This window comes from Paenisporosarcina antarctica, assembly GCF_004367585.1.
GTDB classification, from domain to species: domain Bacteria; phylum Bacillota; class Bacilli; order Bacillales_A; family Planococcaceae; genus Paenisporosarcina; species Paenisporosarcina antarctica.
On record NZ_CP038015.1, the window covers coordinates 1,689,941 to 1,715,202 of the forward strand.

Sequence of the window (25,262 nt, forward strand, 5' to 3'; positions counted from 1 at the left end):
TTCCCTTTATACAATCTATACTATTTTATCACGTTCCCTCCCGTTATAAAAGGAATCGAACGTGACGAAACTCAGAACATTTTTTTCATTTCAATTTTACTACTTTCCTTAGAAAATACAATGCTTTTCAAACAAATTAAGCAATTATATGCGTTATGTCGAAATAATCCGATATTTAGACTATAAATCTTCAAATAATAAGGGAAAAACCATTGTAAAAGTTGACCCTTTCCCTTCTTCACTTATTACGTGAATTGATCCACTTGCATTTTCAATTAGCATTTTTACAATGCTTAATCCTAATCCACTTCCACCTAAGTTTCGAGTTCGAACAGGGTCAACTCGATAAAATCGGTCGAATATCTTCAAAACATGTTGTGGCGCAATCCCAATCCCATGATCTTTGACGTTAACGATGATTTCAAGTGGTGTTTTTTTATAGGAAATGCAAACGTGTGCTGGACTCTTACTATAACGAATAGCATTACTCAAGATGTTGCGGATAATTTGCTGATACGCATTTGATGAAATGAGTACTTCCATTTCCATTCTTGCAGGAAGAATATGTTCAATGTATGCGGATGGATGTATTTGACTTAGTTCTTTAATTACTTCAATTGTATACTCCACAATATTTGTAGGTGGACGTTCTTTTATTTGTTCCCCACGAGCAAGTTCTAGCATTTCATCAATTAAAGTTTTCATTTGATTTACTTCACGTAAAGATATTCCGAGCGACTCATCTAGAACTACAGGATCATATTTGCCCCATCTGTTTAGTAATGCAAGATGCCCTTCTACAACCTGTATAGGAGTCCTTAGTTCGTGAGATGCATCAGCAATAAATTGTTGTTGCTGTTCAAAGGAAGACTTCAACTTAGCCATCATACTTGCATATACGTCAATTAATTCACCAATTTCATCCTTAGCATCATAAGAAATCGTTAAATCTTTTTCAAAACCATGGGCAACGACATCATCCATCGTAACCTTTAAATCTTGAAGAGGTTTTAATAAATAACTAGCCAGAATATAACCAATCCATCCCGATAATAGTAAGGAACATAAACTAAAAAGCAACATGGCAGTTAATATATAAGTGATAATCGATTGAAAAGATTTTAGTGGATGTTCGAGTTGGACATATCCATTAAATCGTCCAAGCTTTACAATGCCGACAGCTGTTATGGAGGAAGAATCTCCAGTATTTATTAAATAACCTTTTCTTGGAAAATCGATTGAATTAAAAGGTTGAAAAGTAGAAGTCTTATTAATTCGTAGTATCTCAATTCCATCAATATTTAACAATCGAATCGTTTGATTTTTATTTACAATTGACGTCATTAATCCAGTATTTGCTTGAATATCCTGAACAGTTAAAAAATGACCTTGGGATTCAAAGAATGTCATTAAATCTACCATTGTTCGATTCACTTCTTGTTCTTCTTGTTGATACAACCATCCTTTTAAGGCGATAAAGAGGATGATACTCATAGTGGCAAAACTCAAGAAAATAACTGTTGCCGAACTAAACGCCCATTTCTTTTTTAATGATTGAGATGCAATTAATCGCTTCCACCAAATTATTGGATTCATTGACGCATCACATATCCAACACCTCTAACCGTTTCAATATAATTTGCAGATTCTCGAGGTAACTTTGAACGCAAATGGCGTATGTAGACATCTACGACATTTGTTTCGATGTCTACTAAATATCCCCAGACATTTTCCAAAATTAAGTTTCGTGTAACAACATGATTTTTATGTTGAATTAAAAAGACTAGTAAATCATACTCAGTTTTCGTTAATTCTAGAGCTTTATTATTTATTTCAACAAGATGAGCATCCGTATCAATAGTAATATCTTTAAATTCTAGTCGGGTTATCACATCATTAAGTCTGTTTGTTCTTCTCAGTACAGAACGTATTCTGGCTAATAGTTCTTCAATAGCAAACGGTTTCACTATGTAATCATCAGCACCTGCATCAAGTCCAGCGACACGATCAACTATAGCGTCCCTAGCTGTTATTAATATAATGGGTAATTGTGAAAATAAGCGAATCCGTCGACATACTTCAATTCCATTTAACTCAGGCAACATGACATCTAGTAAAACCACATCAAAGTTCTGATCCTTTGCCGCTTTTAATCCTTCTCTGCCAGATATATGATGTACCACATCAAAATCTTCGTGACACAATTCCAATTCAATAAAACGGGCAATATTCTTTTCATCTTCTACAAGTAACACGCGGTTAGGGGTACGCATTTTCCACCTTCTTCATATTTGTCTAAAAATAGTTCCATAACGTGGTTGCTTTTTTAATTTCATTCAGAATAAACAAGTTGCTGATTTTTCCCCATTCGCTTCACTTCATACATAACCGTGTCAGCTTTTTCTAATAAATCCTCAACTGTGTTTCCGTGATCAGGGAAATAAGAAATTCCAATCGACGTAGTTGGAGTAAATATGGTTCCGCTTAATAACCAACCTGTTTTTAAAGAAGTTCTAATTCTACTAATGATGAGCGTCAATACTTCTAGTCTTTTATTGGGAACGTTTGGCAAACCTGTAAGAAGAATAACGAACTCATCCCCACCAACACGAGACACTAAGTCTTGTGTTCGCACACTCGATAAAAGGGCCTCACCAAACATTCGTATAAATTCATCACCAATATCATGACCATAAGTATCGTTTACCGATTTGAAGTCGTCTCCATCTAAATATAGAACTGCTATTGATGTTTCATCAAATTCAGCTTGCTTGACCAATTTGGGGAATTCTTTCCACAGATGTCTTCGGTTAGGTAATTGCGTTAAGCTATCATGATATGCCATAAAGCTAAGATGTTCTTCTAATTTTTTGCGTTCTGTTATTTCTCTTGAAACAATGACATGCTTTAATTTACCTTGCCGTTCACGATCTTTTACGGCAACAATCGAAGTTTCGGTCCATAGCTGAAAATTATTTTTTTGAGTATATTGAAGTTCTAGTCGTATTTCTTCATCTTCATTGACTCGTTTTGACACGTCATTTTTCCATAAATTTAGATATTCATTTGTCAGCATGTCACTAAATTGTTTATTCAACATTGCTTCTTTTGATAAACCTAATATTCTATCGTGAGAAGGTGATGTATAAAGAATATATCCTTTCTCATCTGTAATCGCGATTAAATCATTGGTATTCTCTGTAATTAAATTAAACGTTTTTTCAATTGATTGTAGGTCAGTCATCATATTCTTTTTTTCTGTTATATCAAATTGAATGATAAGAATGTTTTCAATCTGCTGTTGTTCATTGTATAGCGGGATTATAGTTGTATCTCCCCAGTAAAAAGTCCCGTCACTTGCTCTATTTCGAAGCTCTCCACGCCATATTTTTTCGTGCATAACTTCTTTCCACAAGTGTCGCATTTGAATGTCATTATAGCGATCAATTTGCAATGTGCTAATATGTTGACCTATTACTTCTTGTTTCTTAAAGCCAGTTGTGGCAATAAACAAGTCATTGGCATATTCAATGACTCCGTTTTGAGTGGTCATTAACACCATTGCAGCCTTACTAATCGCACGTTTATAACTCTCTAAAATATGTCTAGTATTACGAAGACTTTCCTTTAACTCGACTTCATCTGTAACTTCTTGTAACAAAATATACATGGCAACAGTTTCCTCATTTTTCTTTATAGGAGAGTAACTTACAAGAAATGTCCCATCGTCACCAGTCGATTTCATTCGTTGAACAAGTACTGATGATTTCCCAGTACCTCGTAAATTTGTTTCAAAATGATATTCAACTTGACTATGCTCTTTCAAAGGGACGAATGGCAAGTTCAAGTAATGTTTTCCACGCCACTCTGTCAGTTTATAGCCAAATATTTCTTCAAACTTAGGATTCATATCGAATATTTTACCGTCTTTAGTGACAATAATTGTTGGATCCACAATCATATTCAGTAAAGATTGCATAAATAAATATTTTTCTTCTATTTCCTTTTGAGTTGAAACTTCTTTAGTCGTTGCAAGTATATATGTTCCTTGTACTGTTTGAATTGGTTTTATGGTAGTTTCATTTACTAATTCAACATCTGAAAACAAAAAGAAATCTTGATATATAACTACTTTATTTTCTTGAATGGCTATTAAGTAATTCTCATAAATTTCTTCTAAGTGTGGAGATGTTAGAATATCGTGTAAATTGGAGTTAATTGGACTATCTTTAAAAATGAGCCTTGCACTTTCGTTGACAAATAAATACTCAAAAGAGTGTTCTTTTTGAATTAAAAAAAACACTAAATCTGAGGTATCTCCATATAATAAATCAAATTGTGTTTGAGTGAAAAAATGTTTCATCTACTTTCATCTCCTACAAATACTCATTACTAGACCATCCATCGTTTACATTTTTCTGTGCTTGTAGCTCTAATTCTTTATACTCATTAATTTCATGTTCATGAAGAATGACTGAATTAATGATAAATTCTCCGTCTTCAGTTAATTCACCCGAATAGGTAGCAAAAAATGTTGCATTGCCAATCAGTGATAAATGAACATGATTTTCATTTTTTTCAATCTCGCACTTAACAAAACCACCTGGATTATATACCGTTATTTCACCATAAGGGACTAAATTAATTGTTGCAGACACTAATGCAGAAGCCGTCATGGCAGTACCACATGCATTTGTAAACCCTACGCCTCGTTCGAAAGTTCGTACGAAAATACTCGACTCATCAACAGGATGAACAAAACTAACATTAACGCCATCTGGAAAATGCTCATTATCTATATTAAAAGATGTAGCAAGTTGTTCTTGGAACTGTGTATCTTCAATATAATGAATAGGGACAATACCGATTAAATGAGGGTTTGGGACCGACACTGCAGTAAAGTGAATATCCAAGGAGAATTCTGGCATTACTTCATTCACAATTTGCTTATGATTTTTATGTTTCATTGGAAGTGAAGTAAGTTTAAACGACACGGGTGAAATTTCTACCTTATACGTATCTATACTTTTAAATATTGGTTCTACTTGTTGCACAGATAGTACGGCTTTCATCGTCTCAATCGTTGCTACAGTTACCCCTAATTTTGTTAAAACAAATCTTGCTACACATCTTAACCCATTTCCACACATGGATGCTTCAGACCCATCTGCATTATAAACGCGCATTTTCGCATCTGCTTTAGTTGACTGTGAAATAATTAATAAACCATCTGCTCCATTTTCATTAGAGGGGTTGCACATTTTTTGTGCAGTTAAAGGCCAATTATAAAACATGTTTGGTATTTCTTCGTGTAAGTAAAATGTATTGCCAGAACCGTGCACTTTATGAAAAATGATTGTCATGATAATACCTCCAAGATTCTATATCTTCATATTAAATCTAATAATAAATGGTTACAACTATTCCCTAAAATTTCTATCTGAAATCCCAATAAAATTTACATGAATTTCACAATTTTTTTGTTTTCATTTTAAATAAAAATTAGTATAGTAATAAAGAAAAGTAATAAGAAAATAATTTTATAGAACGATTTATTGATCGTAAATCGTTAGGGAAGGCAAATGGTGCGCCACCAGTTTTATGACTGGTTCTAGTGGGTTCGATTCCCACCCCGGAATTTTTTATGCACTACAAAATGAAAAATTTCGAGGGGCTAGAGCTAGACTTCTGTCTTTATCTGCCCCGATACGGAGGCGTTAATTGTGATTAAAAGACGAGAATTGCACGAATGTGGCTCTTTGTTTGAGTATTTAACTCACCCATCTGTCTTTCCTTTCGTTCGACAAAAAGCAACTTCAACTGATGAATTCTTATTTATGACGAAACAATTAATGGAAGAAGAAGAATGTGGAAAAGTTATTTCACGCACGATTACTGATGATTATGGGATGCCAATAGGAACAATAAATTTATATGATATTCAAGATCAAGCTGGTTTTCTAGGAACTTGGATTGGTCATCCTTTCCAAGGAAAAGGATTCAATCTAAAAGCGAAAAATCTATTTTTAGAAGAGCTTTTTTATCAACATAATATCAATACAGTTTTTGTGAGGATTAAAAAGCATAATGAAAAGTCTATTCGTGCAACAGAGAAACTAGCATACAGTATGAACGCTAAAGATACTCATCCTACTTTATTTGAAGAAATTAATGCAGGAGACCATAAATATGAGCTGTATCAAATAACTAAAGACTTATTCTACTTAGCAACAGCTGCATCTAGATTTGTTGAAGAAGAAGAACATGCAATTTAATTTAATATACCGCCCACACATATAATCGTGTAGGCGGTTTTTTTATTTTGAATATGAATTAATCAATTTTACCATTTCATCCGGTTTTTTTGTGTGATCAGAGCTTTCCATCAAAATTCGTATTTCATTTGCTTGACCATTTAGATCTTTTAAGGACGACAAAAATAATTTAGGTGTAACATCTTCTTCTTCAAGCACCGAGGCCCACCCTTGTTTTTTGAAAATTTCAGCATTTAGTACTTGATCTCCCCGACTTTTTTGTTTTGATAAAGGTATTAATAACATCGGTTTACGTAAAGCTAAAAATTCGAAAATTGAATTTGAGCCAGCTCTTGATACAATTAAATCTGATGCGTGTATTAAATCAGGTAATTCTTTAGTCACGTATTCAAATTGTTTATATCCTGGAATTTTAAGTAAAGAGTCATCTACTTTACCTTTTCCGCAGAGGTGTATGATATCAAACATTTCAAGAAGTTGCGGTAAATTGCTGCGAATAGCTTCATTAACTACCACTGAACCTTGACTACCACCCATGATGAGAAGGACAGGTTTCCAACCTGTAAAGTCACAAAATTGAAGACCCACTTGTTTTTTCCCATCAAATAACTCTGAACGAATAATGGAGCCAGAACAACTTGATTTTTCAGGAGGTAAATGTTGTAATGTCTCTTGAAATACAGTAAATATGTGATGAGCCATGGGAATCGCAATTTTATTTGCTAAACCGGGAGTTACATCGGATTCGTGAATTACAACCGGAATTTTAGATAACTTCCCTGCCAAAACAACAGGAACTGATACGAATCCTCCTTTTGAAAAAATAACAGATGGTTTTACTTTTCTAACAATTAATAAAGCTTCAATAAGTCCTTTTCCCACGCGAAAAGGATCTGTAAAGTTTTTTACAGAGGCGTAACGTCTAAATTTCCCACTTGAAATCGCATGGTACAAAACATTAGGAAAGGCATCACGTATTAATTCCAATTCTATACCATCTTTAGATCCTATGTAATGGATTTCAAAACCTTGCTCTACTAATGCTGGGATGATTGCTTGGTTAAGTGAGACGTGACCGGCAGTTCCTCCACCTGTTAATACAATTGATTTTTTATTCATATGTATATCTCCTATCTTTATTATCATTCTTTAAGGTAAGATTTTAAAATCTATTTTTGCAATACATCAGACATTGTTCGTATCCTCTACATAATATACACCATTTAAAGAGACGACAGAAACGATATCTGTTAAAAGTAACTAAACTCAATTAAAATACTAAACATGGATAGATTGAAAAATCCGATAAATTACACAACCTCTTTGTCGGTATAAAATGTGCTATAATAATTGGAAATTTGCAGAATACAGGGTGATCTAGTATGTACGAAACTACACAGCTTAAAGAGAAATGGTCGCTCATGTTCAAAATCGTATTTCCTATATTAGTCACACAAGTTGCTTTATATTTAATCTCATTCTTTGATATTTTAATGTCAAGTAGATACGGGAGTGAAGACTTAGCTGGTGTAGCGATAGGTTCATCGTTATGGATACCTGTATATACCGGATTAGCAGGTATACTAATTGCAATCACACCTATTGTGGCACAATTAGTCGGTGCGAAAAAAAAGGATGAAGTCAGACTTATAGTTCAACAAGGATTATTATTATCTTTGGCATTATCTATTTTTATTTCAATTGGTCTGTTCTTTGTGTTAGAACCTATTCTTCAAATAATGACTTTAGAAATTCGAGTTGAAAAAATCGCCAAATCATATTTACTTGCAATGATTATAGGTATTATCCCACTATTTGCTTACACTGTTTTACGGTCTTACATGGATGCCTTGGGTAAAACGCGGGTTACGATGATCATCACATTACTCTCCGCTCCAATAAATGTATGCTTTAATTATGTGCTCATTTTCGGGAAATTCGGTTTTCCTGAACTTGGTGGAGCTGGAGCTGGTTATGCTTCAGCCATAACTTATTGGCTAGTTTTCTTAATCACTGTTGGTATTGCTCATAAACAAAGACCATTTCAGCAATATGAACTGTTTAAGAATTGGCAGCGTGTACAGTTTTCAAAATGGAAGGATATTAGTACAATTGGAATTCCTATTGGATTGTCTATTTTTGCAGAAACAAGTATTTTTTCTGCTGTTACCTTAATGATGAGTACTTATAGTACAGAAGTTATTTCAGCTCACCAGATTGCTTTAAACTTCACTTCGTTACTTTACATGATTCCTTTAAGTATTTCATTTGGTGCAACAGTATTAATAGGATATGAAGTCGGCGCGAAACGTTTTAAAGATGCACAAACATATAGTTGGTTAAGTGTTAGTACAGCGATATTATTTAGCTTCTTCTCCGCGTGTATTTTATTTTTTTTCAGAGAACAAATTGCAGGAATATATACGACTGACGAAACGGTTATTCAATTAACGGTTCAATTCTTCGTATTTGCAGCACTTTTCCAATTGTCAGATGCCATCCAAGCACCAGTTCAAGGGGCTTTAAGAGGTTATAAAGATGTTAACGTTACGTTTATTATGGCCATTATCTCTTATTGGGTCATTGGTTTGCCAATTGGCTATCTCTTGTCGAAATTTACTGATTTCGGACCTTTTGGATACTGGATAGGATTAATTGTTGGGTTAACTGCAGGTGCTATTACTTTGACATATCGACTCATTCGTATTCAACGCAAAAAACAAGACGCAGCCCACTAGGGGTTTGCGTCTTGTTTTCATTTATGGACGATTTTAGAATTGATTCAAACCTTAATGTAATACTCCAGTAGTTTTCATTTTCACTTCAAAATACCAGTCCTCTTTTAAGCTAGGTCTGTGGAGCTTTTTCTGTCAGTTATTGTTTAGAAGCTCTTTATATATTTTGAAATATTCCTGCGAAGATTTAGCCCAACTAAAATCAAGTGTCATGGCTTTATCTACTAAAGTCGCCCACTTGTCAGGGTGGTTAAGGTAAATATTTACAGCCCGCTCAATCGTATGCAGCATATCGTGTGCATTATAATTAGCGAAACTAAAACCATTTCCTTGTTCTGTAAATTCGTTATAATTTATCACAGTGTCTTTTAGTCCGCCTGTTTCACGAACGAGCGGCAGGGTTCCATAGCGAAGTGCAAGTAACTGTCCGATGCCACATGGTTCAAATTGAGATGGCATCAGAAAAAGATCAGAACCAGCATAGATTTTTCTAGCCATTGCTTCATCAAAGTAAAGGTTGGTTGACACTTTATCAGGATAATTATCAGCAAAGTATTTAAACGACTCTTCATATTGATGATCTCCGGTGCCTAATAAAACAAACTGTACATTCAATTCCAGTATTTCATGAAAAACATGGAGAATTAGATCTATGCCTTTTTGATCAACAAGTCTGGTAACCATAGAAATTATGGGTATATCAGCATTTACAGGAAGCGCTAGCGTTTCTTGTAGGTTCTTTTTATTTTCAATTTTCCCCTCATAATCATTGAATGGAAGCATTATAAATTCGTCACGTTTAGGATCGTAGACCACATTGTCAATGCCGTTCACAATTCCATGAAGTTCGGCACCTCTTCTTCGTAAAAAACCATCAAGCCCTTCTCCGTAAAAGGGAGTCTGTATCTCGGATGCATAAGTAGCGCTTACTGTTGTTATACGATCAGCAAAGGCTAGACCTGCTTTAAGATAACTGACATTCCCATAAAACTCCAAGCCGTCCGGGTGAAAATAATGCTCATTTAAATCCAGTAAATCATAAAGGACTGATTTTGAATAGACACCCTGGTAGCGCAAATTATGAATCGTAAATAACGTTTTAATTCCTTGATAATACGAGTTATTTTCATAATGAGCTTTCAAAAGAACAGGTATCAGGCCTGTTTGCCAATCATGGCAATGAATGATATCAGGTCTTTCCTCTAAGTATGGCAATACCTCAAGCACAGCTCGGGAGAAGAACGCAAACCTTTCTCCATCATCATCAAAACCATAGCTACCATGTCTTTTAAAATAATATTCGTTATCGAGGAAGTAGACTGTTATTCCTTGATAATCAAATTTTTCAATGCCGCAGAACTGATTTCTCCAGCCTACAGGTACTTCGATACTTTTGATCCATTGCAATTGTTCTGTATAGTGCAATGAAAGATCTCCATATTTAGGTAATATTACGCTGACATTTACCCCCTCTTTATGTAAAGAGTGAGGCAAGGCACCAATAACATCGCCTAGTCCCCCTGTCTTAATGAAAGGTGCACACTCTGAGGCTGCAAATAAAATATTCATGCTAGTTTCCCTCCATTAAATAACTTCTGCTTTTTTGATTACAGTTGGCTGATGCCTAGCTTTTAATACCTGTCCCTTAGTAATGATAACTTGTTTATCGGTGATAATATTCTCTATATGTGCTCCTTCTTCTATATCACCTCTCTGCATGATGATACTATTTTTCACTACAGCCCCTTTTTTAACCTGCACCCCACGGAAAATAATACTGTTTTCAACGATTCCTTCGATATTACAGCCATTAGCAATTAAGGAATTGGATACTTCAGATGAAATGGCATAGTTAGTAGGTGCTTCATGCTTAATTTTTGTGAAAACTTCCCAAGAACCATAAAAATAGGTATTTAGAATTTCAGGATTTAGAAATTCCATATTACTAGTATGGTAAGTTTCAAGAGAATGAATGAACGGCATATGGCCCTTAAATTCATATCCTTGCACCCGGAGATCCCTTAAGTTTGCCTTTACCACATCTTTCAAAAAATCATATTCTTCATTATCCACACATTTTTTAATTAAGTCTATTAACAGTTGCTTTCCAATCACATAAGTTTCTAAACATACATGGTCTCCTCTATTAGGAGATGTATAAAGCTCAATATCAAGAACTTCACCATTTATATCAAGTGAACATTGGTGATAAAGCGGTTTGCGCATCGGTTTTCCGTCATAATCCTTATACAGAACTGTTATATCAGCTTCATTGCTTTCATGTTCTTTTATCACTTCGTTAAAGTCAATTTTACAAATATGATGACCAGGAGCAATAATAACCGTGTCAGCATTTGCTCGCTGAAAGAATTCTAAATGATCAAAGAATTGCTGTAAATCCCCTTTAATCTTTTCATCAGGATGACTTGGAGGCAATATGAATAATCCTTGTGAACGGTGATCAAGATCCCACTCTTTACCAGAACCAAGATGATCCATGACCGATCGATATTTATCCTTAGTAAAAATCGCAACTTTGCTGACGCTAACATTCATAAAGTTTGACATGGTGAAATCAATCATCCGATAGCGACCTCCAAAGGGTACTGAAGCTAGGCAACGATGTTGAGTCAGTTCTTTCAATATAGGTTTTTCATTTACGAGATTAATTACCCCTAATACGTTATTCATTTAAGCTCCCCCTTTTATTTAGATTCTAAAGTTTGGCATATGTCGGAGAAATCCGTTGATTTTCTCCGATTAGGGTAATTCCCTGTTTATTGACACCAATAACAGCTCCGTCTTCAATAATTGTGCCGCTACCAATAATCGCCTTTTCTATCGTTACATTTTTGCCGATTTTCACATTTGGCATGATAACGGAATCCTTAATTGTAGATCCTTTTCCAACTTGCACGTTATAGGAAAGAACGGAATGCTCGACTTTGCCAAATACCAAACATCCTTCATTAATTAAGGATTGTAAGACTTCAGCCTCTTGAGAGATATATTGTGGGGGATGATTAGCATTACCTGCATATATTTGCCAGTTAGCATCTCCTAGATCAAAAGCGGGTGGTTCTCCCAATAAGTCCATATGAGCTTCCCAAAGGCTTTCGACTGTTCCGACGTCCTTCCAGTAATCTTTAAATCTATAAGCTTGCACATGAGCCCCTTCATCAATCATCTTTGGAATAATATCTTTTCCAAAGTCATTGGTAGAACCGATGGTATTTTCATCTTCAGTTAAATATTTTTTAAGGTGTTTCCAGTTAAAGAGATAAACACCCATCGAAGCCAGATTGCTTTTTGGATGTTCTGGTTTCTCGTCAAATTCTATAATTTGATCGGTATCATCAGTATTCATAATACCAAATCGATTAGCCTCATTCCAGGGCACCTCAATGACAGCAATTGTAGCAAGGGCTCCGTTCTCGACATGGTCCTCTAGCATCTTATTATAATCCATCTTGTATATATGATCTCCTGAGATGACAAGCACGTATTCCGGCTCATATTGGTCAATAAAATGAAAATTTTGATACACTGCATTGGCTGTTCCTTTGTACCATTCACCACCATCTTTACCCTTATAAGGTGGAAGCATTGCAACACCTCCGTAATTGCGATCGAGATCCCATGTTCTCCCATTCCCTACATATGAGTTTAAAATATGCGGTCGATATTGTGTGAGTATTCCTACCGTATCAATACCAGAATGTGTACAGTTGCTTAACGTAAAATCAATAATTCGGTATTTCCCACCAAACGGAACTGCGGGTTTAGCTAAGTCACTTGTCAATTCTCCTAGTCTTGAACCTTGACCACCCGCTAAGAGCATTGCCACCCATTTTTTAGATGCCATTTATATTGACTCCCCTTTGTCTTGTTTTTGTTTGCTTCATAAATATCACAATACCTAATGGCGGTACGGTTATTTCAATACTGCACGGCTGGTTATGACTCGCATCCTTACTCGCAATGATTGGAGCTGAATTCCCCTGACCAGAACCGCCATATGATAAGGCATCACTATTAAATGCTTCATAATATTTCCCGAAAGATGGAACTCCAATTTGATAATTATGGTATACATCGGCTGAAAAATTACAAACAACAATGCAATAGTCTCCCTTGCGTTTTCCTTTTCTCATAAAAGTAATCACGCTTTGGTCTGCATTGTCTGCATCGATCCACTGAAAGCCAGCTTCCTCATGATCGAGACGCCAAAGTGAATTTGTTTCCTGATAGAATTTATTTATTTCTTTAAAGTAATGATAGAAATTGGAGTGAGATTCAAAACCTAAAAGCATCCAATCCATTTCTTCTGCGTATTTCCATTCGTCAAACTGACCAAATTCACTACCCATAAATAAAAGTTTTTTACCAGGATGTGTAAATAAATACCCTAAAAGCAAACGTAAATTCGCGAATTTTTGCCAGTAATCCCCAGGCATTTTATTAAGTAATGACCGTTTTCCATGAACCATCTCATCATGAGAAAATGGAAGTACATAATTTTCAGAGAATGCGTAAAAGAATGAAAATGTCAACAGATGATGATGCCTTGGACGTTCACTTACATCAAATTTCATATACTTAAGCACGTCATTAGACCAGCCCATATTCCACTTATAATTAAATCCAAGCCCACCTTCACTAGTCGGTCTTGTAACTAGCGGCCACTCGGTTGATTCCTCTGCCATCATCAAAACGCCTGGATACTTATGGAAAATAGTTTCATTTAACTTTTTCAAGAACTTGACAGCTTCTATGTTTTCTCCACCTCCATATTGATTCTTTAATTTAATAGGAAGTGGATTATCATGATTTAAATAAACAATTGAAGAAACTGCATCAACCCGGAATCCATCAACATGATAGACATCCATCCAAAACATAGCGTTAGAAATTAGAAAGCTGACAACTTCCGGCTTGCTGTAGTCAAAGCTATACGTTCCCCAGATAGGCCGCTCTGCACGCATGGGATCTGCTGATTCATAGAGAGGAGTTCCATCAAAACGACCAAGACCTTGAATATCCTTACAAAAATGTGCAGGCACCCAATCTAGGATTACACCAAGTCCCTTTTGATGGCACTGGTCGATGAAATACATTAATTGCTCTGGTGTACCATATCGGCTTGTCGCCGAATAAAATCCAGTTATTTGGTAGCCCCATGAACCATCAAATGGGTGTTCCATAATGGGCATCAACTCAATATGTGTAAAGCCATTTCTCACTGCATAATCAACTAGTTCGTCGGCGAGTTCTTGATACGTATAAAACTCACCATCTTTTTTTTGCTTCCAGGAAGCCAAGTGTACCTCGTAAATCATCATCGGTTTATGGTATATATCTGTCTTTATTCGCTGAGCCATCCATTTTTGATCATGCCATTCATAAGAATCTAATTTATAGATAACAGAAGCCGTTGCGGGTCGCAGCTCCGAATAAAATGCGAAAGGGTCTGCCTTTAATTCCTTATGCCCATCCGGTCCAGTAACCTCATATTTATATATGTCTCCCTGTTTAAGCTCGGGAATAAATAAAATCCAAATTCCTGAATTGTTCATACGCTCCATCTCACTATTAAAGCCATTCCAATTATTAAAATCACCTACGACGGTTACCCGCTTTGCATGTGGTGCCCAAACTGCAAATCTCACACCTTGAAATTCGTTGTGTGAAAGGAGATGTGAACCGAGTATTTTATAGCTTTCATACAGTGAACCTTCATGGAAAAGGTATACATCAAGATCACTCGGGTATAGCTGCTTTGGGAACTTAATCATTTTTTCCACATTTCCATCTCCTTCACCTTATGATTATTCTATTTTTTTACCATCTCTAACTTAAATTATTCGCCACTTATTAAAATACTCCTTTATAATGATGAATTTTATGTGGAAAAGTTAATTTAAGACAAAAATAAAAAACCCAACAGGAAATGAAGGATTTTTTAGAATGTACTATTTGGACGTGAAGTATTGCTGAACAATACAACTTTTAAGATTAGACCGTCCCATTAATTATAATCGGCAGTCCCCTTACACTTTCCTATTTTTCTTCCACAGACTAACTATTCCAAGTTTATGGGACTAATAAATATTACTACTATTGTTTTTGTTTAAGCATTATCATTACCTGTCAATTGTGAAGGGCTAATACTTCTCATTCTGTTTAAAAATAGATAAGAAAGAGAAACCGACCATGCTAAAGGAGTGTTTCCATTTGGCACATTTTTCCCCCCAATATATAATTCAGGAATTTCCCAATTATCAGGAATAATTCGTTCCGTTTTATTTATATATTCATAAGCTTTATTATACAGACCCAGTTCAAAATAACATAATCCCATCCAAGGTAGTCCGAAGCACCATTCAGCTTCGCTTCCTTCGTTATAATACTGATCATTTTGATAACGGATACATCCATTTGTACGTTCTAAGCGTTCGGATACCATTTCAATAATCTTAAGGGCCATTTTTCTTTCTACAATTCGATATGGATATATAAGTGACAGCAGCGCTAAATCGGTTTCTTTTGTTTCACTTTCCCGTGGCAATAGAAAACGTAACGTTTCTTCCCCTTTTCGAATTAGTTCGGGCTTAACGTTTACTAGCATTTTCACCGCGTGTAAGCCTGCCACGCATGCACCGACACTTGAAGCATGCAGTTCTATATTTTCTTCCCACATTCCATTATCCTGTGCCTGCCAGTATTGGAGACATTCTAAGTAGTCGACAAGCTTCTGTACGATAGCGAGATCTTTGTCATCACGGATGACCTTTTGCCCGTTGCTCACACCTTCTCCGACTCCCCATAAGAAGGCTCCAATCGCATCATTTTGAGCATGACCCCACTCTTGGCTAAGTTCCTTTAACTCTGTGGAATATCTTGAGTGTATATGTTCAAAAAGATAAAACGGTTTCTTTTCCCGGTGAATATCAATTTTCCATTCATACCTCTTAAATAGGTCAAATAAAGCATGATAGGCTTTTTCATATCTGTCTGAGCGGCTTTGTAAAAATGGCAAAACCGTATAAACGACATCACGTATCCAAACGTAATTATAGTCATTTGAGATACTTGCAGTGTAAGCACCATTTGGAAGTCGCATCCGATCTAAAACTTCAATTGCATTGTTAATTTTCATATTCGAGACACCCCCATAATTTATTTCCTAACATTTAGCGTTAACTATATAAGTTGATTTTAGACAAAAAATTCACTTACAATAAATGAAAACGTTTTCATTTTAAAGTTGGCTTTTTAAATCAATATAAGCCGTATGATTGGTATTACTTATATTTTATGTAGAAATTCAAATTTTTTATAAGCAAGAAGACTCAATTGAGAGCGTAAAATACCATGTATAAATGAATATAAATAGAAAAATCTTGGCTTTGCCTGAAAAGTATTCATGCTCATGAAGTTTTATTTGTATACTTCATTACTATATAGAGATTGTGAATAGAATTAATCACATTTTACCACTATTAAACGAATACGAATAGACACAATATGCTAAATAATCTATTTAAATAAATAACTTCCGACGCAATACGACATAATCAGAGAGAAAAAGACAAATAACATAGGGTTGATCACATATGAATATATAAGTATGAGTGTGCTTAAACTCCAAATCCAGATTTTTTTACAATAGAAAAACGGTCATCTCTAAAAGTGAGATGACCGTTTTTTATTTTCTACTTATTATTTTTGAATAAATTGTTGTGTCCAGTAATGACCTTGTGCATCGTAGCCAATTCCAATATGAGTGAAATTTGCTTTCATGATATTCTCACGATGACCTGGTGAGTCCATCCATGCTTTTACGACTTCATCCGCTGATTTTTGACCCATTGCGATATTTTCTCCGGCTGCACGGTAATCGATACCAAGAGCTTTCATACGATCGAATGGTGAACCAAATGTAGGACTAGTATGTGAGAAGTATTTATTTGTTCTCATATCTGTTGATTTTTCACGTGCTGCATTCATTAATTTAGCATCTGTTGCAAGAGCTTTTAATCCTGCTTTAGCTCGTTCTTGATTGGTTAAAGTTAGTACTTGTTGTTCAATGTTTGAAATAGAACCTGCTTGTTCTGTTGCTTGAGTTGCTGGTTTTTCTGCAGTCGGTTTAGCTGTTGGTGCTGGTTTTTCTGCCACTGGTTTAGCTGTTGGTGCCGGTTTTTCTGCAGTTGGTGCTGGTTTTTCTGAAACTGGTTTAGCCGTTGGTGCTGGTTTTTCTACAGCTGGTTTAGCCGTTGGTGCTGGCTTTTCTGCAACTGGTTTAGCCGTTGGTACTGGCTTTTCTGCTATAAATTTCTCGAAATCAAATTTAAATCCTGATGCAGCAAGTTGTGCGAAAATTTCTTCCAACGTCTGTTGCTGTGAGGCTGTATATGATTCAACCTGTTTTGATTGAGTATTTTTCGTCCAATTATTAGTAGCTTGAGTCAGAAAATTTTCTGCATTATGTGAAGATGATGCTTCTGCAGTTGTAACTTGACCAAATGAGAAAACCATAACTCCCATTGTTAATCCTAGTAACCATTTCTTCATTTCATCCACTCTCCTCTTCTGCCACTTAGTCTATCTTTAAATTCTACTATAATAAAAACTAGTTGTTACCAATTTCACCAGTAGAAATAGAAAGATAGTCTCTATGCACATTCAAGGACTTTATAATTGTGTGGTTTTAGATTAATTACCATATGTTTCAATTCAAAAGGTATTGACGGTTTTAAAAACATCCCCATATACCTGTTTCAATTGCATTTTTAAGAGGTTATTTAAATTACTTTTTTCTATTCTCTCGTATGCTATTTGTAGTTTTTCAGCTGAGTTTTTCCGAACACGTGGGTGCGTTAACTCATCTAATAACTCAATTCGAATACTAACTTCTAATTGTTCTAAAGATATCAATGTTGTTGTCTCGTGTCGAAATGGAAATAAAGTTTGGTATGCTTGTATTATTTCAATCATAAGTTATTACTCACTTCCAGGAATCTTTAAATCAGCAATTTTTTCTCCAATAATTACTATGACCGGATCCATTTTTACATACTCTGGTAACCACTGAACCATTCCATAAGAATATTGGAAGAGCATGGGGTTTTTAGTACCTTTGATTGGAACAAAGCCCTTCATCCGGTATATAGTAGATGGTATTGTTCGTAACCAGTCTTCAAATTCGACTTTACCGACAGATTCCTTAAATGAAATTATTCGAGTTGACAACGTAAGTTGCTCCCCTATTCTAGCTTCATTCACTTTTTTCTCACTAACAGTGCCTTTTAATCTTTCTAACATCGACAATGGACATTTGCCATGGGAAGTCTGAATTAAGGTTGCAGTTGAATTGAAACTTTGTAACTCAAAAGTAATCTTTGCTTGTAGATCTTCAGATAATAAATCCATTTTGTTTGCTAAAAGCAAATGTGCGTGGCGAATTTGTTCTAAAAAAAGAGATCTCATCTGCGGTGAAAGCAAGTGTCGATCCAACCATCGTTTACTATCAACAACTGTCACAATTCCTTTAACATTTAATTGCTTAGCAAATAGAGGAGAGTAAACTGCATCTAAAGCTTCAACTGGATGAGCTGCACCAGTCGTTTCAATAATAAGCACGTCAAAATCTTCACCCGCTAACAGTGTTTGAAGCTGTGCTTCTGTTTTCTCTGATCCGGTACAACAAATACATCCTTCTAGCATTTCTTTTAGTGGTATATCATCTTCTATAGCCTTTGAATCAAAAGGAAGTTTTCCTAATTCATTCATCAGTACAGCTGGCTTTAAGCCTCTTTCTTTTAACTGTCGTATTGTGTCAGTTAATAGAGAAGTCTTTCCACTTCCTAAAAAGCCACTAAATAAATACACATCCTTCATATTAATACATCCTTTCTCGAAACAAAAGCCGACCTCAAATTGCAGGCCAGCTTTTTGTTTATTTTGCAAGTACTTTTAATATTAAATCCTTAGCCTTTAATAACTGTGGATCTTCTTTTTCAATTTTCTCCCGTAAACGATCCATTAGGGCGTAAGTAGTATCACCAGTTAAGATGCCTGTTTCTTTAAGTTCTTCTTCTTTTTGCAATTGCTTTATAGCGGCCTCTGTTTGATCGTCGAATAGTCCGTCCACTTTACCAGTGTCAATACCAACAGCTGTAAGCATTTCTTCTGCTGATTTGACTTGATCTGATAATAAGCCATTTTTTATTTCTATAGAAGCATCTAAAAAAGGTAATTTAGTATAAGATGGATATTCAACTTTTACATCAGGTGCAATACCCTTTTCATGAATCCAATTACCATCTGGGGTTAACCATTTTGCAGTTGTGAATTTCATATTTGATCCGTCGGTTAATTCATTTGCGGTTTGAACCGTTCCTTTACCAAAGGTATTTATGCCAACAAGTTGTGTTCCAGCAGATTCTCTCATAGCTGCTGCAAGAATTTCTGAAGCAGAAGCACTACCCTCATCAATTAATAATGATACTGGTACTTTTACTTTAGATCCGCCCGTAGCTGAGAAGACTTCTGCATCTTTTCCTTTTTCTTTAGTTTGGAACAAAGTTTTTCCATCCTCAACAAATAAATTTGAGATATTGATGGCTGAATTTAATAATCCGCCTGGATTTCGCCTCACATCAAGGACCATCGCTTTCATTCCGGATTCTTCCATGTCAGTAATAGCTGCAAGAAGTTCATCATACGTATTTTCAGAAAAACTTGTAATTTGAATGTGTGCCACATTATCTTCAAGCATTTCTGCATATACCGTTTCTATTGGTATCTCATCACGGACAATAGTAATTTCCATTGGGTCGCTCTGTTCACCACGTTGAATTGTTAAGGTTACAGATGTACCTTTTTCTCCTCGTATTAAAAGAACGGCTTCAGATGCACTCATCCCAATAATATCTTCACCATCAACTGCGGTGATACTATCATTTGTTAAAATACCAGCTTTTTCAGCAGGTGAGTTTTTGATTGGTGAAACAACTGAAATAACGCCATTACGTTCTTGTATTTCAGCACCTATTCCCTGGAAACTTGATGAAATACTTTCTTTAAACTGTGAGGCCTCATCCTGATTCATATAATCTGAATAAGGATCTCCGAGAGAATCAATCATTCCATTAATTGCCCCATTAACTAATAATTCTTGATCAATATCTGCATAATAATCTGCTTTTAACTGGTCATACGCTTGATATAACTTTTGGAACTCTCGTCTTTCAGGTGCCCCTACTTCAACTACTTTTTCATCGCCAAATGTTAAAGCAAATATCGTTAATCCTGCGGAACTTAAGATCAAAGTAAAGATAAGCATGATGAAAAAGAAAGGTTTCAAACGAATATATTTACCCGCGTGCGAATCTTGGTGATTATGTTCTACTTGTTGTTCAGGAGTATTTTGCTTCTCATCCATATCATTCACCACTTTCAAATCGAAACCATTAGATTTAATGCTTCAATGTTTATGTATAGTTTATCAGGTAAGACGCATATACGGGAAGAAAAAGGCTGTCAAGAAAATATCTGACAGCCTTTTCTGATTACTCTTGAATAGCCGCTTCTAATGCTACTTCAATCATTTCGTTAAATGTCAATTGACGCTCTTCTGAAGTTGTAACTTCACCAGTCAATAAGTGATCACTTACCGTTAATATAGAAAGTGCTTGACGACCGAATTTAGCAGCTAATGTATAAAGTGCTGAAGATTCCATTTCAAGCGCTAGGATTCCATATTGAGCCCATTTTTCATGCTCTGCATGCTCATTGTAGAATACATCTTCTGTAAATACATTACCTACCTTAAGATTTAAGCCTTTTTCAATTCCTGCATTATATGCTTTTAATAATAAGTCAAAATCTGCAGTAGGTGCAAAGTTTATGCCGCTGAAAATGATTTCATTCATTTTCGAGTCAGTTGAAGCAGTTTGTGCAAGAATAACGTCGCGTACTTTCACGTCTTTGTGAATTGATCCACATGTACCTACGCGGATTAATTTTTGAACATCATATTCAGCCATTAATTCCGTAATGTATATAGAGATAGATGGAACACCCATTCCTGTTCCTTGAACTGAAATACGTTTTCCTTTGTAAGTACCAGTATATCCAAACATGTTACGAACTTCATTGTATTGAACAACGTCTTCTAAAAACGTTTCTGCAATGTATTTTGCACGTAATGGATCTCCTGGTAGTAAAATCGTATCGGCGATATCGCCTTTTTTAGCATTAATATGAACACTCATTTTTTTACCCTCACTTTATAGACATTTCCGTACTATCATACTGTTTTTCAAGTCTAGATGCAAATGAAGTTACGTATTACTCGAATTTATCCACGGTATTCTTCACGTAATCAAGTATTTGTTCCGATTTTTACAGAGTTACAAATGAATTAATTTCTTTCTACGATTGAAAAGCTATATTTGTTTCATATAGCAACCACATTTCATCAAAAATAATTGCGGATATATCTGAATGAGCCAATTCTTCAATATACCTAGATATTTCTTCAAAATCTTTTGATTGCTTAGGAAAAGTTAAATCATAAAACATTGCTTCTGCAAACACGGCTTTACCATCTGATTTTTTACCACCCCTAAAAGTAAGGGCATATTTATAGAATGATTGATTCATATTATCCTCCATTTTTTATTTTTGTCTACTATATATATACATGATTTTGATCCTCATGTACAAAAACAATACAAAAAATAAAAAGCTAAACTCTAAAAAGAGTTTTGCCTTTTATTTAGAAGTGTGAAACGTATTCACTATATCCTTCTTCTTCTAATTTTTCTTTAGGAATAAATTTTAAAGCGGCTGAATTAATGCAATAACGCAATCCTTCTGGACCAGGACCGTCTGGAAATACATGACCTAAATGTGAGTTGGCTGTTTTACTTCTTACCTCTGTTCTTCTCATACCTAGAGAATAGTCAGAAAACTCCGTCACTTCAGGTCCAGCTATTGGCTTACTAAAGCTTGGCCATCCACAGCCTGCATCGTATTTATCTTTTGAACTGAATAAAGCTTTGCCTGAAACAATATCAACGTAAATACCTTCATTAAAATTCTGATCATATTCATTACGATGAGGTGGTTCCGTTCCATTTTCTTGAGTCACATGATATTGCATAGATGTTAGACTATTTCTTAAGTCTTTTTTTGTCATATTCAGTCACCCCACATTTTTTGTTTGAATCCAGCTCTGCCTGAACCGACTTGATAATTGTCATAGTGTGCTGGATTTTTTTTGTAATAATCTTGATGGTATTTTTCTGCTGGATAGAATGGTTTTGCTTCTATAATTGATGTAACAATTGGTTTTGAAAATTTCCCGCTAGCTTGCAATTCATTTTTTGCTGTTTCAGCAATTTCTCTTTGTGCTTCACTATGATAAAAGATGGCAGTTTCATAAGAAGAACCTCTATCAAAGAATTGCCCACCTGCATCAGTAGGGTCAATTTGCATCCAAAATAGTCGTACGATTTGTTCATATGGAAAGATGCTAGCATCAAATGTAATTTGGACTGCTTCTTTATGACCTGTTAAATTGGTGCATACTTGTTCGTATGTTGGATTTACCATATCTCCACCTGTGTATCCTGAAATAACAGAATGAATACCTTCATAAGAATCAAATGGTTTAACCATGCACCAAAAACATCCTCCTGCAAAAGTTGCTTTTTCTAAGTTCATATATACGACCTCCTTTAATTATATGGAATAAGAATTTCAAGTGTAATTTCATCTTGTTCCAAATTAAATTCTTTAGCCCTAACTTCGACATCTGATTTCATAGGTATGCGCGATAAATCGATATAAACATCCTCTTCATCAGGGCGCACTATCATCCATTCAGGTAAAGCAACGGAATCTTTTAGCAATTTTAACACGGTTTTGGGTGGGATATCTAATTTGCCGACTTCAACACCCGTTTGAAGCAATCTCAAGTTTCCATCTGGCTCAACAATAGGATCGAATTTCATAATTACTGGTAGATTAATCGAAAAAATTGTGAGTTCTGTTGTTAATAGGATTTGATTCTCGACGCTTATTTTTACAGGTAAAGGTTGCGTTTTTAATGCATCCCTTATGTAGGTGTTTGCAATGCCTTCAAAATTTTCCTTGGTGGTCTTAAGCGTAAAAACATTCCCTTCGGAAGTTGCTATTGGCTCAGACATGTCTGTTTTTGCTGGAGGAGAACTAACCCAGAGAACAAACATGACTATTACGGTAGATAATAGCGCGATTAGTAGGAAAAATGCAACTTTCCAACGGTTCATAAAATATTCAACTCCTTAAAAGTCCATTTATCCATTTGATACTTGTTTTAACCCACAAGTTTTTAGGGATTTTAGAATGCGATCAGTCATTTGTTCATAGCCTTTACTATTTGGGTGGAAAAAATCCGTATGATAAACCATATTTGAGTTTGAATTAAATAAATCATCGACTGGAACAAAACATGCATTAATGTCACTATAAGCAAAATTACTAATTGCTTGATTCCAGTTAATTAATATTTGGTCAAACTCATTGTCCTCATCCGTAACAATTGAAAATGGGTTATATAAACCTACTAAGATAATTGATGCATCTGGATTGAGTATACGAATTTCCTTTAATATATCTTCGTAGCGTTTTGTAAATTTAATTAACTCTTTCTCAAATGCAACGACGCGTAATCGAAATATATCTTGTTTCACAATACGCATAATATCATTTCCACCGATTGTCATAACAATGATATCCGCTTTTTTAATAGTATTATCTATCTTCCCAGATTTAAGTTGAGTTAAAAGTTGATCACTTCGTCTCCCTCGCTTGGCTTCGTTCTGTACCTCAATGTCAAGAACACCTTCGAAATCCGCCAATTCAATTGCTAATCTACTTAAGTAACCACCCATTTTACGTTCATCTCCAACACCTTGTGTTAATGAATCTCCTATTCCAACAAGCGTTTTATTTTCTGGTATAAACATTTCATTTATTTTAAAATTTTCCATTTCAAGAAACTGGCGAGCTGTAAAATCTGCTGTTGCCCCTGGTTGATCAAATTGACATCCTGTCAAGATGAATAGACTCACCAAGAAGACAAGTATCAATCTTTTTTTCATTATTTTCTCTCCTTCTCTTTAGTTAAGCGAGAATCTTGTTTGTTTACAAGTATTCAAGGATTGCTGCATCTTGTTAAAATTATGCGTGCTGTAACTTAAATTAATTAATCATATGATTTAAAACACGATTCATTCAGTTGAACAACCGAAATATTAATAACCACTTTGCAGACTCTAAAATTGCATTCATAGTTAATTTGAAATTAATTTTATCCTAATTCACAAAAAATTACTGCCATTACATTACGGGTAAAGAACTTTTTCAAATGACAGTTTGTCAAATAAATAAATCCGCTTTAAAGTCTACTTTATTAACATATGTTATACCATCAACTTCAATCGTTAATGGCATAGCAAGAATCGAATATTTCGTTTTTAGTTATAAAATTGGCTACTGTAAAAATTGGTCGAGCCTCTAGTCTGTACTTTATTATAAAAACTGCTTAAGGTTTTGAGAACTAAAGTAGTATTATAGGTAATCAATCTAAAACCCAAATGCTATATTTTTAGCATTTGGGTTTTAGTTAGAGTAATAGTTCGATTCAGCCGTTAACATTCTTTGAATAATAATACATTTGTACATCTTAACGTTTTGTAAGAAGTTTTACTCTTCGTTTATAGATGAGATATGCGTAATGAATTCCGGTGTCAGTGATCATGGTGTCTGATGTAGAAGTGATTTCCCAATTATCATACGGTGGAAAATACGTGTCTCCCTCATAATCCTGTTGAATGAGCGTAACGTAAATAAGATCAGCATAGGGTAAGACTTCTTTAAAAATTTGTTCCCCACCAATAATCATGACTTCTTCATGGTGTTTTTTTGCAATTTTAATTGCTTCTTTAATAGAATGAACAACTGTAACCCCTTGATGCTCATACTCAGGGTTTCGTGTAATGACAATGTTTAAACGGCCAGGAAGTGGCCGACCAATTGATTCAAATGTGTTACGTCCCATAACGATCGCTTTCCCCATTGTTTTCTCTTTAAAATAAGCAAGTTCATTTGGAATATGCCACGGCATTTTATTATCCTTACCAATAACACGATTAAGATCATGGGCTACTATTAGTGAAATCATGATGATATACCTACT

At 35.1% G+C, this 25,262-nt stretch carries 23 protein-coding genes; 2 read left to right on the forward strand and 21 right to left on the reverse strand.

The window, feature by feature from the left end:
• Window positions 1-180: 180 nt before the first annotated feature.
• Genes E2636_RS08485 through dapF form a run of 4 tightly spaced genes read right to left on the reverse strand, consistent with a single transcriptional unit; the run spans window position 181 to window position 5,363 of the window.
• Window positions 181-1,596, reverse strand: coding sequence for a sensor histidine kinase (locus E2636_RS08485; protein ID WP_134209816.1), 1,416 nt, complete (start codon window positions 1,594-1,596; stop codon window positions 181-183).
• A complete protein-coding gene (locus E2636_RS08490; RefSeq protein ID WP_134209817.1) occupies window positions 1,593-2,273 on the reverse strand; it encodes a response regulator transcription factor in 681 nt (226 codons plus the stop codon). The genes E2636_RS08485 and E2636_RS08490 overlap by 4 nt, the downstream gene beginning before the upstream one ends.
• 59 nt (window positions 2,274-2,332) lie before the next feature.
• Entirely contained in the window at window positions 2,333-4,363 is a 2,031-nt protein-coding gene (locus tag E2636_RS08495) for a diguanylate cyclase domain-containing protein (RefSeq protein ID WP_134209818.1), read from the reverse strand.
• A 13-nt stretch (window positions 4,364-4,376) separates the two neighbouring features.
• Entirely contained in the window at window positions 4,377-5,363 is a 987-nt protein-coding gene (gene dapF / locus E2636_RS08500) for a diaminopimelate epimerase (RefSeq protein ID WP_134209819.1), read from the reverse strand.
• A gap of 360 nt (window positions 5,364-5,723) precedes the next feature.
• Here dapF and E2636_RS08505 point away from each other — a divergent pair, with 360 nt between their 5' ends.
• A complete protein-coding gene (locus tag E2636_RS08505; protein ID WP_134209820.1) occupies window positions 5,724-6,275 on the forward strand; it encodes a GNAT family N-acetyltransferase in 552 nt (183 codons plus the stop codon).
• Window positions 6,276-6,317: 42 nt separating this feature from the next.
• Here the strand turns inward: E2636_RS08505 and E2636_RS08510 are convergent, their stop codons facing one another.
• Window positions 6,318-7,394 carry an undecaprenyldiphospho-muramoylpentapeptide beta-N-acetylglucosaminyltransferase gene (locus E2636_RS08510; protein WP_134209821.1) on the reverse strand — a complete coding sequence of 359 codons (1,077 nt, stop codon included), beginning with the start codon at window positions 7,392-7,394 and terminating at the stop codon, window positions 6,318-6,320.
• Window positions 7,395-7,657: 263 nt separating this feature from the next.
• Here E2636_RS08510 and E2636_RS08515 point away from each other — a divergent pair, with 263 nt between their 5' ends.
• A complete protein-coding gene (locus E2636_RS08515) occupies window positions 7,658-9,013 on the forward strand; it encodes an MATE family efflux transporter (RefSeq protein WP_134209822.1) in 1,356 nt (451 codons plus the stop codon).
• A gap of 132 nt (window positions 9,014-9,145) precedes the next feature.
• Here E2636_RS08515 and glgA read toward each other — a convergent pair whose 3' ends face one another.
• The 16 genes from glgA to E2636_RS08595 all read right to left on the reverse strand — a co-directional run bounded on the left by glgA (window position 9,146) and on the right by E2636_RS08595 (window position 25,247).
• Window positions 9,146-10,579, reverse strand: coding sequence for a glycogen synthase GlgA (gene glgA, locus E2636_RS08520; protein ID WP_134209823.1), 1,434 nt, complete (start codon window positions 10,577-10,579; stop codon window positions 9,146-9,148).
• Between the two features lie 15 nt (window positions 10,580-10,594).
• A complete protein-coding gene (gene glgD / locus E2636_RS08525; protein ID WP_134209824.1) occupies window positions 10,595-11,701 on the reverse strand; it encodes a glucose-1-phosphate adenylyltransferase subunit GlgD in 1,107 nt (368 codons plus the stop codon).
• A gap of 25 nt (window positions 11,702-11,726) precedes the next feature.
• Complete coding sequence (locus E2636_RS08530) at window positions 11,727-12,875, reverse strand: glucose-1-phosphate adenylyltransferase (protein ID WP_134209825.1); 1,149 nt, start codon at window positions 12,873-12,875, stop codon at window positions 11,727-11,729.
• Window positions 12,865-14,805: a 1,4-alpha-glucan branching protein GlgB gene (glgB, locus tag E2636_RS08535; protein WP_134211776.1), complete on the reverse strand. Its 1,941-nt coding sequence runs from the start codon at window positions 14,803-14,805 to the stop codon at window positions 12,865-12,867. The genes E2636_RS08530 and glgB overlap by 11 nt, the downstream gene beginning before the upstream one ends.
• A gap of 335 nt (window positions 14,806-15,140) precedes the next feature.
• Window positions 15,141-16,169, reverse strand: a complete 1,029-nt coding sequence (locus tag E2636_RS08540; RefSeq protein WP_134209826.1) for a glycoside hydrolase family 15 protein — start codon at window positions 16,167-16,169, stop codon at window positions 15,141-15,143.
• A 563-nt stretch (window positions 16,170-16,732) separates the two neighbouring features.
• On the reverse strand, window positions 16,733-17,584 hold the full coding sequence (locus tag E2636_RS19560) for a CAP domain-containing protein (protein ID WP_134209827.1): 852 nt from the start codon (window positions 17,582-17,584) through the stop codon (window positions 16,733-16,735).
• A 162-nt stretch (window positions 17,585-17,746) separates the two neighbouring features.
• Window positions 17,747-18,007 carry a hypothetical protein gene (locus E2636_RS08550; RefSeq protein WP_134209828.1) on the reverse strand — a complete coding sequence of 87 codons (261 nt, stop codon included), beginning with the start codon at window positions 18,005-18,007 and terminating at the stop codon, window positions 17,747-17,749.
• Window positions 18,008-18,013: 6 nt separating this feature from the next.
• A complete protein-coding gene (locus E2636_RS08555) occupies window positions 18,014-18,910 on the reverse strand; it encodes a CobW family GTP-binding protein (protein WP_134209829.1) in 897 nt (298 codons plus the stop codon).
• A gap of 58 nt (window positions 18,911-18,968) precedes the next feature.
• Window positions 18,969-20,456, reverse strand: a complete 1,488-nt coding sequence (locus E2636_RS08560; protein ID WP_134209830.1) for a lmo1851 family serine protease — start codon at window positions 20,454-20,456, stop codon at window positions 18,969-18,971.
• Between the two features lie 127 nt (window positions 20,457-20,583).
• Window positions 20,584-21,288: a purine-nucleoside phosphorylase gene (deoD, locus tag E2636_RS08565; protein WP_134209831.1), complete on the reverse strand. Its 705-nt coding sequence runs from the start codon at window positions 21,286-21,288 to the stop codon at window positions 20,584-20,586.
• Window positions 21,289-21,448: 160 nt separating this feature from the next.
• On the reverse strand, window positions 21,449-21,679 hold the full coding sequence (locus E2636_RS08570) for a YozE family protein (RefSeq protein ID WP_134209832.1): 231 nt from the start codon (window positions 21,677-21,679) through the stop codon (window positions 21,449-21,451).
• Window positions 21,680-21,794: 115 nt separating this feature from the next.
• Window positions 21,795-22,217 (reverse strand): peptide-methionine (R)-S-oxide reductase MsrB, encoded by a 423-nt coding sequence (gene msrB, locus E2636_RS08575; protein WP_208324183.1) that lies wholly within the window; start codon window positions 22,215-22,217, stop codon window positions 21,795-21,797.
• A 2-nt stretch (window positions 22,218-22,219) separates the two neighbouring features.
• A complete protein-coding gene (msrA, locus tag E2636_RS08580; protein ID WP_134209834.1) occupies window positions 22,220-22,744 on the reverse strand; it encodes a peptide-methionine (S)-S-oxide reductase MsrA in 525 nt (174 codons plus the stop codon).
• Between the two features lie 14 nt (window positions 22,745-22,758).
• Window positions 22,759-23,331 carry a YpmS family protein gene (locus E2636_RS08585; RefSeq protein ID WP_134209835.1) on the reverse strand — a complete coding sequence of 191 codons (573 nt, stop codon included), beginning with the start codon at window positions 23,329-23,331 and terminating at the stop codon, window positions 22,759-22,761.
• 27 nt (window positions 23,332-23,358) lie between these two features.
• Window positions 23,359-24,165, reverse strand: a complete 807-nt coding sequence (locus E2636_RS08590; protein WP_134209836.1) for a GDSL-type esterase/lipase family protein — start codon at window positions 24,163-24,165, stop codon at window positions 23,359-23,361.
• 584 nt (window positions 24,166-24,749) lie between these two features.
• Window positions 24,750-25,247, reverse strand: a complete 498-nt coding sequence (locus E2636_RS08595) for a dihydrofolate reductase (RefSeq protein ID WP_134209837.1) — start codon at window positions 25,245-25,247, stop codon at window positions 24,750-24,752.
• Window positions 25,248-25,262 lie beyond the last annotated feature (15 nt).

Excerpts from the sequence above, each read along its gene's own strand:
- E2636_RS08495 (WP_134209818.1), bottom strand. The coding sequence starts at position 4,363 with ATGAAACATTTTTTCACTCAAACACAATTTGATTTATTATATGGAGAT.
- E2636_RS08485 (WP_134209816.1), bottom strand. The coding sequence starts at position 1,596 with ATGAATCCAATAATTTGGTGGAAGCGATTAATTGCATCTCAATCATTA.
- glgA (WP_134209823.1), bottom strand. The coding sequence starts at position 10,579 with ATGAATATTTTATTTGCAGCCTCAGAGTGTGCACCTTTCATTAAGACA.
- E2636_RS08585 (WP_134209835.1), bottom strand. The coding sequence starts at position 23,331 with ATGAACCGTTGGAAAGTTGCATTTTTCCTACTAATCGCGCTATTATCT.
- glgD (WP_134209824.1), bottom strand. The coding sequence starts at position 11,701 with ATGAATAACGTATTAGGGGTAATTAATCTCGTAAATGAAAAACCTATA.
- E2636_RS08560 (WP_134209830.1), bottom strand. The coding sequence starts at position 20,456 with ATGGATGAGAAGCAAAATACTCCTGAACAACAAGTAGAACATAATCAC.
- E2636_RS19560 (WP_134209827.1), bottom strand. The coding sequence starts at position 17,584 with ATGAAGAAATGGTTACTAGGATTAACAATGGGAGTTATGGTTTTCTCA.
- E2636_RS08595 (WP_134209837.1), bottom strand. The coding sequence starts at position 25,247 with ATGATTTCACTAATAGTAGCCCATGATCTTAATCGTGTTATTGGTAAG.
- E2636_RS08490 (WP_134209817.1), bottom strand. The coding sequence starts at position 2,273 with ATGCGTACCCCTAACCGCGTGTTACTTGTAGAAGATGAAAAGAATATT.
- E2636_RS08550 (WP_134209828.1), bottom strand. The coding sequence starts at position 18,007 with ATGATTGAAATAATACAAGCATACCAAACTTTATTTCCATTTCGACAC.
- E2636_RS08510 (WP_134209821.1), bottom strand. The coding sequence starts at position 7,394 with ATGAATAAAAAATCAATTGTATTAACAGGTGGAGGAACTGCCGGTCAC.
- E2636_RS08555 (WP_134209829.1), bottom strand. The coding sequence starts at position 18,910 with ATGAAGGATGTGTATTTATTTAGTGGCTTTTTAGGAAGTGGAAAGACT.
- msrA (WP_134209834.1), bottom strand. The coding sequence starts at position 22,744 with ATGAACTTAGAAAAAGCAACTTTTGCAGGAGGATGTTTTTGGTGCATG.
- dapF (WP_134209819.1), bottom strand. The coding sequence starts at position 5,363 with ATGACAATCATTTTTCATAAAGTGCACGGTTCTGGCAATACATTTTAC.
- E2636_RS08515 (WP_134209822.1), top strand. The coding sequence starts at position 7,658 with ATGTACGAAACTACACAGCTTAAAGAGAAATGGTCGCTCATGTTCAAA.
- E2636_RS08570 (WP_134209832.1), bottom strand. The coding sequence starts at position 21,679 with ATGAATCAATCATTCTATAAATATGCCCTTACTTTTAGGGGTGGTAAA.
- glgB (WP_134211776.1), bottom strand. The coding sequence starts at position 14,805 with ATGATTAAGTTCCCAAAGCAGCTATACCCGAGTGATCTTGATGTATAC.
- deoD (WP_134209831.1), bottom strand. The coding sequence starts at position 21,288 with ATGAGTGTTCATATTAATGCTAAAAAAGGCGATATCGCCGATACGATT.
- E2636_RS08590 (WP_134209836.1), bottom strand. The coding sequence starts at position 24,165 with ATGAAAAAAAGATTGATACTTGTCTTCTTGGTGAGTCTATTCATCTTG.
- E2636_RS08540 (WP_134209826.1), bottom strand. The coding sequence starts at position 16,169 with ATGAAAATTAACAATGCAATTGAAGTTTTAGATCGGATGCGACTTCCA.
- E2636_RS08530 (WP_134209825.1), bottom strand. The coding sequence starts at position 12,875 with ATGGCATCTAAAAAATGGGTGGCAATGCTCTTAGCGGGTGGTCAAGGT.
- msrB (WP_208324183.1), bottom strand. The coding sequence starts at position 22,217 with ATGACAAAAAAAGACTTAAGAAATAGTCTAACATCTATGCAATATCAT.